The sequence below is a fragment of the Bifidobacterium sp. UBA6881 genome (assembly GCA_002451435.1).
Taxonomy (GTDB): domain Bacteria; phylum Actinomycetota; class Actinomycetes; order Actinomycetales; family Bifidobacteriaceae; genus Bifidobacterium.
This window is the reverse complement of the sequence record DKCF01000026.1, coordinates 5752-16250: the sequence shown is the minus strand read 5'-3', so window position 1 is coordinate 16250 and position 10499 is coordinate 5752. Positions and strand designations below refer to the sequence as shown.

The window sequence follows — 10499 nt, the reverse complement described above, 5'->3', positions numbered from 1 at the left end:
ATCGCCTTGCGTTCGTCGAAGCGCGGCTCGACCTGCTTCGGCCAATCGGAGCCGAGCTCGGCTTCGACGGCGGCGACCACGGCCGCGTTCTCATCGGCGACGTCATCGGCCACCGGAGCGGCGACGCCCAGCTGGTTCAGCACGAATCGAGCGGTGGAGGCGAGCACGCCGTCAGCACCGGTCACCTTGGCCGCGAATGCGTCCAAAGCGGCGGAATCGACGACCGCGCCGCCGGCGGCACCGCCGGCGCTCGGCAATGCGACGGCCACGCCCTTGTCGGATGCGACCTTCTGCACGGCGGCGTCGATCAACGCGTTCGCGGCGGCCGCGTTGGAAGCGGCGTCGGTGGGCAGCGACGCGAGGTCTCCGCCACGGGAGCTGGCACCCTCGCGGGTCTCCAGCACCAGAGCGGCCACCACGTGGGAGGCCCATCCTTCGCCCAGCTGCCACGTGTCGGTCACACGCTTGGTGATCTGGCCGAGCTTCACGCCGGCTGCGCCGAACAGTCCGCGGACGCGGTCGCGCACGATTTCGGAAAGCACCGGACCGAACGCCTTGTAATTCGGAGCGACCTTGTCGACAAGCGCGCTCAGCGCCTTGATGGTCGCTTCGGCGGCACCGTCCACGGAGGCGACGCCCAGCTCGGAGCTGATGTCCATGAGCAGCTGGTTGCGGCGGGACGACACGCCATTGGTCAGAGTGTCGGTGGTGTCGGATTCACCGATCTGGTCGGGACGCACCTTGGCGGAGTACGCCAGCAATGTGGCGATGGCGTCGGATGCCTTGAACGGGATATCCGCGACGGCGGCACCGGACGGAGCGCCCGCAGGAGCCTCCGGAACCGCGGGAGCCGCGGCGGTAACGGGTGCGGCCGGCTGAGTCGCGGCTGGAGCGGCTGCCGGTGCCTGCGTCGGGGCTGCGGATTGCGTCACGGATTCGTCGACGTCGTCCTCCGGCACCAACGAGTCGGAATCGGTCATGTACACGCGGCCCTCATCGCGGCCGACGTTGTACACGGTCACGTCGCGTCCCGCGAATTGCGGCAGACGCAGCGTCTTGGAGCCCAGGTTGGCCAGCGTCGGAGCGTTGCCAAGACCCACCTCGACGTATTCCTCGACGCCCAGACCGTTCTGCTCGGCGGAGCCGAACAGCAGCGCCTGCGTTTCGATCCAACGCACCGGGGAGGCGAACTGCCAGCTCAGCAGTTCGGTCAGCAGCAGACGTCCGAGCTTCTGATCGTCCTCGGCGTAGGAATCCCACACCTTCGGATCGTCCAGAGCGGCCTTGATGCGTTCGGAAGGCACGACTTCGAGGATCTTCGCCGCGAATTCCCTGGTCATTTCGAACGGTACCGCGACCAGGTTCGGGATGTAGCGTCCGACCAAGCGGCCACGGTAGTCGATGTGCTTCGGCAGCAGCGCGTCGAGCTTGTCGCGGAACTCCGGCACGCCCTTCCTCAGCAGCGTGGAGTGGAACGGCACGTCGATGCCCGGCACCAGCATGAACGCCGGCTTGCCACCGTATTCGGCGACACGGCGGGCGGCATCGGCCTTCAGCGCCTTGAGACCGGCGATGGTGCCGGCCACGGCGTACTGCTGTCCGGCCAGGTTGTAGTTGACGATCTGCAGGAATTCGCCGGATGCCTTCGCAACGGATTCGACGTATTCGCGCACGCCGTCATCGCCCACGCCGAACTGGTTGGGGCGCAGCGCGCCCATGCGGTAGTTGGAGCGGCCGTTGGCGTCACGCGGAATCAGATGGTGCATGGTGGAACCGCGGTGGAACACGAGTTCGATCACGGTTTCCAACGGAATCACGCCGGCGAAGGAGCTCAGCGCGTTGTATTCGCCCAGCGAGTGGCCGGCGAAGTACGCGGGCCAGATGTCGGCGCCGGCCTCGCGCAGACGCGCGGTCTGGGCGAAGGCCACGGTGGCGAGCGCCACCTGGGTGAATTGGGTGAGGTTGAGCAGGCCGTCCGGGTGGCGGTAGGTGACGCCGTTGGCGGTGAGCTCCTTCGGATTGTCGCGCACGACGGCGAGGATCGAGAATCCGAGCTTTTCGCGGGTCACCTTGTCGGCGCGCCGCCATACGTCGCGGGCGGCCGGGGACTTGGCGCGTTCGTCGAGCACCATGCCCTGCTTCTGGATGCCCTGGCCCGGGTACACGAAGGCGGACTTCGGCGCACGGACGATGGCGGTGCCGCGGGACACGATGTTGCCGTCGATGCGGCTGGTCACTTCGAGCACCATGCCGGAGTGGGCCACGCGGCCGACGCGCTCGATGGAGATCTCCACCTTGTCGTCGAGCTGCACCATGCCGTACATGTTGTAGGTCCAGCCTGCGATCTCGTAGTGCGCGCCCTTCTCATCAAGCGCCTGCACGGCGTGCTGCGCGGTCGCGGACAGCCACATGCCGTGCACCAGCGGCGCGGCGAGGCCGGAGACCGCGGCTCCGCGGTGCGAGGTGTGGATCGGGTTGAAGTCGCCGGAGGTGCGGGCGAACGCGGTCATCTCGTGCGGTGCGGTCACCGTGACGCGACGCAGCAGGCGGCGCGGGGTGCTCTTGATCTCGGCGTCGATGCCGCCGTAGTCCGGTGCTTCCGGCGGCAATGCGTCGGAGTAGGCGCGGCCGCGGATGGCGAAGCGTTCGGTTTCGTTGGCCAGCACGGTGCCGTCTTCGGCGGCGTGCCTCACGTGGATGGTCACCACGCGGCCGGAGGCGGATTCGAAGTAGTCCTCGGCCCAGCTGGTCAGGGCGATGGTCTCGCCGGTGTGGCGAAGCAGATCGTCCTCGCTGACCTCAAGCTCGATGAGGTGGTCGAGGTGCACCGCGTTGAGCAGGCCTTCGATCACCGGGAAGCCCTTGACGTACACGGAGCCCAGTGCCGCGTAGATCGCCGGCCATGCCGGTCCGACCAACGCGTCGGGCGCGATGCGGGACGGCACGAGATCGCTCGGCAGCGCGCCGCCGGTGGCGGCCTCATGGTCGAAGCCGAGGTTGGCGGACAGCGTGTAGCCGGCGTGGGCGATGCCGAACGGATAGGAGGCCTTGTCGTCCACCTGCTCGATAGCGGGCATGGCGGTGAGCTTGTCGCCGGTGATGGCGGTGTTGCCGATGCCTGCGGTGTCGGCGAGCATGCGGTAGACGTGTTCCGGCAGGCGGTCGCGGTCGACCACCGGGAACAGGCCGGATTCCGCGCCGTTGACGTTCAGCGGGATGACGATGTCGCGCACGGCGTGCTTGGAGGTGCCGCCGTCCGGGTCGTTGTCCCAGTAGGTGTCGAGATGGATGTCGAGATCGTATTTCTCGACGCCGCCCTCGGTGGCCACCTTGCGGATCTCGTAATTGGCGTCGCCGTTGTCGGTGCCGTATGCCGGGTTGGCCATGAGGTGGCCGACCCAGGAGATGTTCGGGGACTTGCGGATGAATTCCTCGGCGGAGCCGGCCGCGCCGAGTTCCGCGAACGCGGTGGTGTCGGCGCTCGGGGATTCCGCGGACACACGCTTGACCATGGCGGCCTCGAAACGTCCGAGGATGTCGGCGATCGGCTCGTCGATGGTGGTGATGCCGGCGACGGAGATCGGGCCGGGGATGATGCGCACGGAGTCGGCGGAGTAGCGGGAGTCCTCGGACTGCCACAGCTGGTCCTGCCCCCACCAGCGCAGCAGGTCGTTGTCGATGACCGGAACGAACGGCATCGGCTTCGGGTATTCGCGCACCAGCACCGGGAACCAGGCCTCGTCCATCGGCGTGACGGTCAGCTCGCCGGCCTGCGGATAGGCTTCGGCCAGTTTGGCAATCGCCGCGTTCGGGTCGGCCTCGACGTCGGCGCGGGAGGCGAACAGAGAGGCGAATTCGCCGCTTTCCTGTGCGGTGACACGGGCTTCGATGCGCTGCAGCAGGTGCAGGAAGCGATCGGCGTAGGTCTCATCGACCCACGGGAACGCGAGGTCGGCGAATCGCTGGGCCCACTGGAGGTAGGTCATGGTCTTCAAATCGCCGAAGTACGGCTTGGCGGTCGCGTTGAGCGCCTTGATGATCTCCTCGCGGCGGCTTTCCAGTTCCTCGGGGTGCTTCATGACGCGCACCAGCAGGCGGCCGCAGCGGGCGGAGGAATTCTCCAGCTCGTAGATGTCGGCGTGCAGATGGCTCAGGCCGGAAGTGACTCCGCCCTTGGCCTGGCCGCTCGGCACCCACTGCTCGCCCAGCGGGGCGAACGGATCGTCTTCGGAACCCTTGGCCGGGATGCCGGGCGTGTTGACCAGCATCTTCTTGACCTCGGGGCTGGTGTGCGCCTCCTTGGCGGTCATGGCCGCGGTGCCGACGAGCACGCCGTCCACCGGCATGAGCGGACGACCGTAGGTGCGGGACCATTCGCCGGTGATGTAATCGGCGCCGCGTTCCGGCGTGCCGATGCCGCCGCCGACCACGAGCACGAGGTTGGACTGCTCGCGAACCTCGGCGTAGGTGCTGAGCAGCAGATCATCCAGGGATTCCCAGGAATGGTGGCCGCCCGCGGAACCGCCTTCGACCTCGATGAGCACCTTGGTCGGCGCCACCGCCTTGGCGATGCGCACGACCTGACGAATCTGGTCGACGGTTCCCGGCTTGAAGCTCACGTAGGGGAAACCGTCCGCGTTGAGGCCGCGGATCAGCTTCACCGCCTCATCGAGTTCCGGAATGCCGGCGGAGACGACAACGCCATCAATCGGTGTGCCGCTGGCACGCTTCTTCGGCACGATGCGCTGGGAACCGAACTGCAGGTTCCACAGGTAACGGTCCATGAACATGGCGTTGAATTCGACGGTGCGGCCTTCCTCAAGCTCCTCTTCGAGCTTGGCGACATGGCGGTTGAACACGCTGGCGGTCACCTGGCCGCCTCCGGCGAGTTCCGCCCAGTAGCCGGCGTTGGCGGCAGCGGCGACGATTTCCGGTTCCACGGTGGTCGGGGTCATGCCGGCCAGCAGCACCGGGGCCTTGCCGGTGAGCTCGGTGAACGCGGTGCGTACCTTGTCTCCGGCGGCGGTGTGGATGATGCTCGGTGCGAAGCGGGTCCAGTTCTGGGTGCGCTCGGGCAGCGCCTCCGACGTGGAGAGCGCGCCGCGGGCCGCGACGGTGGAGGCTTCCACCACGCCGACGCCGGTGCCCTGCGCGACCGTGGAGAACAGTTTGCCGACGGTGGTGCCGGGGCCGAAGTCCAGCACCCACAGCGCGCTGGGGTCGGTGGACTTCATCAGCGCGCGCACGCGGGCCGCCCAATCCACGTGGTTGATCAGCACTTCGGATGCGAGCTCGCGGGCGTGGTCGGCGTTGATGCCGCAGGCTTCCGCCCACGACACGGTCTGCGCGACGGCATCGGCCATCAGCGGGTTGTGGAACGGAAGCGTCACGTCGAGGTATTCAAGCACGGGGTCGAACACACGGCCGCCGCGCACCTTTTCCTCGCGAAGCTTCGCCTGGTGCTTGTGTTCCTTGGCCACTTCGACGCCGAATGCGGCCAGGTCCTCCGGGTATCCCGACAGCACATAGTGCGTGGCGGAGTTGGTGACGGCGATGGCGATAGGTCCGCGGGCGCCGTCGACGCGTCCGATGAGCGCCTCCACCTGGGCGCGGGTGATGTCCTTGACCGACAGCATCGGCGTCGCCTCGCCGTGGCGTGCGGCGAGGCCGAGCTGGCGGGCCTGACGGGTGCCGGCGACGCCGATCAGTGTGGCGATGGCGATGATCTCATCGATCTGCGCGGCGGCCGCGTCGATGGAACCGGCCTTTTCGATGGCCTGCACCATATGCACGGCGAGCACGCCTTGGGAGTGGCCAAGCACGGCGACCGGCTTGGCGTTGGCCGGGTTGTATCCGAGCGCGGCCGCGTCGAGCAGCGCGCCCAGCTGGGAAAGCGCGATTCCCGGCACGCTTGCGGACGCGTCGGCGGCGGCGCCGAGACGCGCCGCGTTCGGCTTGAATCCGAACAGGTCGACCGGACGGCCCGTGGTGGCGAGCAGGTCCGCGGCGACCGGGTACAGCAGCGACTTCGCGGCGGCCGCATGGTCGTGCAGCGCCTTGTCGAGCGTCGGATTGGCGCTTTGGTCGGCGAGCGCGACCGGCCATGGCGTGGACTGGCCGGCGAAGGCGAGCGCATGCGGCTCGCTGTTCAGTCGATCGAGAAAAAAGGTGTTCATGTTGTTCCTTACTGTTCCAAAAATCCGGTGGGGCTTCGTTTCGTCACAGCGGCTGGTTGCCGTGGTGCTTGGTGGTTTTGCGGACGCGTTTCTTGCTGGCGAGCAGTCTGAGCGATTCGACGATGGTCTCGCGCGTCTGCTCCGGGTCGATCATGGCGTCGATCTCCCCCATTTCCAGCGACAGGTTCGCGTTGACGGTGGTGCGTTCGTAGTCGGCGACGTATTTCGCGCGGAGCGCCTCGACGTCCTTGCCGGCGTCCTTGGCCTTCTGCAGGTCCTTGCGGTGGATGATGTTCACCGCGCCGGACGCGCCCAGCACCGCGATCTGGCTGGATGGCCAGGCGAAGTTGAGGTCGGCGCCGATGGCTTTGGATCCCATCACGATGTAGGCGCCGCCGAACGCCTTGCGCAGGATGACGGTGACGAGCGGCACCTGCGCGTTGGCGTAGGCGTAGATGACCTTCGCGCCGCGACGGATGATGCCGGCGTGCTCCTGTTCGGCGCCCGGCTTGTATCCGGGGGTGTCCACCAGGGTGACGACGGGCAGGTTGAACGCGTCGCACAGACGGACGAACCGCGCCACCTTTTCGGAGGAGTCCACGTCGAGGATGCCGGCGTTGACGTTCGGCTGGTTCGCCACGATGCCGACCGGATGGCCGTCGATGCAGGCGAAGCCCACCACCGCGGAGGAGGCGAACAGTTCGTGCACCTGCACGAATTCGCCGTAGTCCACGAGGCAGCGGATCACGTCGAGCACGTCGTACGGCTGGCGGTCGTTGCCGGGAACGATGGTGGCGAGCCGTTTGGCGACTTCGCGGTCGGCGCGCGTCGCCGCGTATGCGTAGGTCGGCGGCTGTTCGTCGGCGTTGGACGGCAGGTAGGCGAGCACGGTGCGCGCGTAGTCGATCGCGTCGGCCTCGTCCTCACCGAGGTAGTGCGCCACGCCGGAGGTGGTGTTGTGCACGTAGCCGCCGCCGAGGTCATCCATGCTGATCACTTCGCCGGTGGCCGCCTTGACCACGTCGGGGCCGGTGACGAACATGTTGGAGTTCTCGCGGGTCATGATGATCAGGTCGGTCAGTGCCGGGCAGTAGACGGCGCCGCCCGCGCAGGGGCCGAGGATCAGCGACAGCTGCGGCACGAAACCGCTGGCGTCGCAGGTCTTGCGGAACAGGTGGCCGTACTGGGTCAATGCGGCGACGCCTTCCTGGATGCGCGCGCCGCCGGAATCGATGAGCGCGATGATCGGCACTTTGAGGTCGAGCGCCTTGTCCATGAGACGGCAGATCTTGCGTCCCTCGGCGACGCCCAACGTGCCGCCTTTGACGGAGAAGTCCTGCGCGTAGACGGCCACCTTGCGTCCGAACACCTCGCCGAAGCCGGTGATGACCGCCGCGCCCGCGCGGCCGCCGTTGATGTCGCCGCCGCAGAATCGTCCGATTTCCTCGAACGTGCCGGTGTCGAGCAGCAGGTCGAGGCGTTCGCGGGCGGTCAGCTTGCCTTTGACGTGCTGGCGTTCGCGGGCGTGGTCCTCGGCCTCGTGCGCGAGCTGCGCCGCGCGGAGCACGGACGCGCGAATCGGCTGGGTCGCGTTGTCCGACGCGGCTTCGGCGGATTCTCCGCCTTCATGCCTCTGCTGCTCCATGGCGATTTTCACGGCCTCTTTGACGGCCGGACTGGTGATGATGTCGGTCATCGCTCGCCACCTTCCGTCTTGGCGTCGTCGTTCTTCTTGGCGTCGTCGTGTTTCGAGGATGCCCCGTCCACGTCGATGGTCATCAGCGTCTCGCCCGCCTCCACGCCGGTCGCGGGACCGACGAAGATCTTCGTGACCGTGCCTTTGACCGGCGCGTACACGTAGTTCTCCATCTTCATGGATTCGAGCACGACGAGCAGATCGCCCTTGGCCACGTCCTGGCCTTCCGCGACGTTGATGCGGGTGACGACCGCCTGCATCGGGCTTGCGATCACGCCGGATTGGCCGTCGTTGGTCTGCTGCTTGCGTTCGGCGTGGTGCAAACCTTGGCCGCGCAGCGGCTGGGTGGCGCGTTTCGCGTCGCGCGCCTTGGCGCCGCCCGTGAGGCTGGCGACGATGTCGCTCGGCACGGTCAGCGAGACCCGGCGGTTGTCCACCTCGATGACGAAGGTCTCGGTGGCCTCCTTCTTGTCGGACTGTTCGGCGCCGGCCGTGCCGGCGGCGGACGCCGGCTGGCCGCCCTGCGCGGACGCCGCGGCCTTGTTGAGGTATTTGCGTTCCAGCCACTTGGTGCTCACGTCGTATGCGGAACCATGCTCGGCGGTGAAGTCGTCGTCGTTGAAGACCTGCTCGAACAGACTCGCCGGCGTCGGCACGCCCTCCACCTTGAGCTCCTCCAACGCGCGGCGCACACGGGCCACGGCGTATTCGCGGTTCGCCGCGGTGACGATGAGCTTGCCCATCATCGAATCGAACTTCGGCGAGATGGTGTCGCCTTCGACCACGCCGGAATCCACGCGGATGCCGGGGCCGGACGGCCAACGCAGCGCGGTGAGCGTGCCGGAGCTCGGCGCGAGGTTCTTCGCGGGGTCCTCGCAGGTCAGGCGCAGTTCGAAGCTGTGTCCGCGCGACGGATGGTCGGCGGTCAGTTCGCCGCCGTCGGCGATGTTGAGCTGTTCACGGACCAGGTCGAGTCCGCTGACCTCCTCGCTGACGGTGTGCTCGACCTGCAGTCGCGGGTTGACTTCGAGGAAGTAGACCTTGCCCTGTTCGGTCACCATGAATTCGCAGGTGCCCAGTCCCACATAGTCGACGGCTTCGAACAGGCGGCGCGAATAGCGTTCCAGCTGTTCGGTCGTCCCGTCCGAAAGGAACGGCGCGGGCGCCTCCTCGATCAGCTTCTGGTTGCGGCGCTGCACGGAGCAGTCGCGCGTGGAATACACGGTGAAGTTGCCGTGCGAATCGCGTCCGCATTGCGTCTCGACGTGGCGTCCCTTATCGATGAAGCGTTCCACGAAGTATTCGTCCAGGTCGCCGCCCTGCAGCGCGTCGTGGTTCATGTAGAAGCCGCGGAGCTCATCGTCGTTGTGCACCAGCGTGATGCCGCGTCCGCCGCCGCCGTCGGTACGCTTGAGCATCAGCGGATATCCGTGCGTGTGCGCGAAGTCGAGCAGCAGACGCATGTCGGAAATCGAATGGGAGATGCCCGGGACCGGCGGCACCTTGGCCGACGTCGCCACCTGGCGCGCGGTGATCTTGTCGCCCAAATCGACCAATGCCTTCGGATTCGGGCCGATCCATGTCGCGCCGGCATCGATCACCTTGCGCGCGAACGAGGCGACTTCGGAAAGGAATCCATAGCCCGGATGCACCGCATCGGCACCGCTGCGCTGCAGAATGCCGACGAGCAGGTCCTCGTTGAGATACGTGTCTTTGTAGGTGTCGCCCGACAGCAGGTACGCCTCGTCGGCCATCTGCACGTACTGCGCGTGACGGTCCTGTTCGGCATACACCGCGACCGTGGGAATCCCCATCTCCCTGGCGGTGCGCACCACACGAAGCGCGATTTCGCCGCGGTTCGCCACCAAAAGTTTGTTGACATTTTTAGGCATGTCGTCAACTTTGCTCTTTTTCGCACGTTTTCGCGAACTCGTTTTTCACAAAAGAGCACGTCGCTTTTTGTACGGCTTCACAAACGTAGGGGTAACTTCGATTCCTTACGATGAGACCAGCATGTTGACAAATCATGCATTTTCGTCAGTTTTCCATCCTGTAAAGGAGCCGTTTTGCGTCACGCCATGCTTTCCTTCAAATCCGCGTTCACCGAGTTGCTCCGGAGCGACCTCGGCAATCTCGCGAAGCCCGTGCTGTTCGCCGCTCTGCTGTGGGCCGCCGCGGCCGCCGGCGAACTGCCGATTCCGGGGACTCCGGTCCCGATCACCCTGCAGACCTTCGTCGTCATGCTTGCGGCGCTGATGCTGACCTGGCGTCAGGCCGGCGCTGCCGTGATGCTGTATCTTGCGGCCGGCGCGGCCGGATTGCCGGTGTTCGCCGGGGGCGCGTCCACGGCGGCGCTGGTGGGTCCCAGCGCGGGATTCCTGTTCGGATTCCTGCCGGCGGCCATCGTCACCTCGCTGCTCAAGGGCAAGGCCGACGCCGGCTCCCTGAAGGGCGGCGTGCTGACCGCGTTGCGCTATTTCGCCGCGGCGATCATCGGATGCGTCGCGATCGACTACTTCTTCGGATTCGCGTTCCAGGCGATGATCACCGGCGTGCCGTTCGCGACCGTGGCCCTCGCCTCGATGGGCTTCGTCTGCGGTGACGTCGTGAAGGCATTCGTGGCGTCC

General features: G+C 66.7%; 4 protein-coding genes. 1 reads left to right on the top strand and 3 read right to left on the bottom strand.

What is annotated here, in order from left to right; all coding sequences use genetic code 11:
* From B3C64_RS02030 to B3C64_RS02020, 3 genes are all read right to left on the bottom strand, one after another.
* A partial coding sequence (locus B3C64_RS02030) for a fatty acid synthase subunit beta domain-containing protein (protein WP_291533362.1) occupies positions 1-6176 on the bottom strand: 6176 nt, incomplete at its 3' end.
* 43 nt (positions 6177-6219) lie between these two features.
* Positions 6220-7821, bottom strand: coding sequence for an acyl-CoA carboxylase subunit beta (locus B3C64_RS02025; RefSeq protein WP_291533365.1), 1602 nt, complete (start codon positions 7819-7821; stop codon positions 6220-6222).
* Positions 7822-7868: 47 nt separating this feature from the next.
* The gene (locus B3C64_RS02020; protein WP_291533360.1) at positions 7869-9764 is read right to left on the bottom strand and encodes a biotin carboxylase N-terminal domain-containing protein; all 1896 of its coding nucleotides are present in this window, start codon (positions 9762-9764) and stop codon (positions 7869-7871) included.
* A 186-nt stretch (positions 9765-9950) separates the two neighbouring features.
* Between B3C64_RS02020 and B3C64_RS02015 the strand changes: the two genes are divergently transcribed.
* A partial coding sequence (locus B3C64_RS02015) for a biotin transporter BioY (protein WP_291533363.1) occupies positions 9951-10499 on the top strand: 549 nt, incomplete at its 3' end.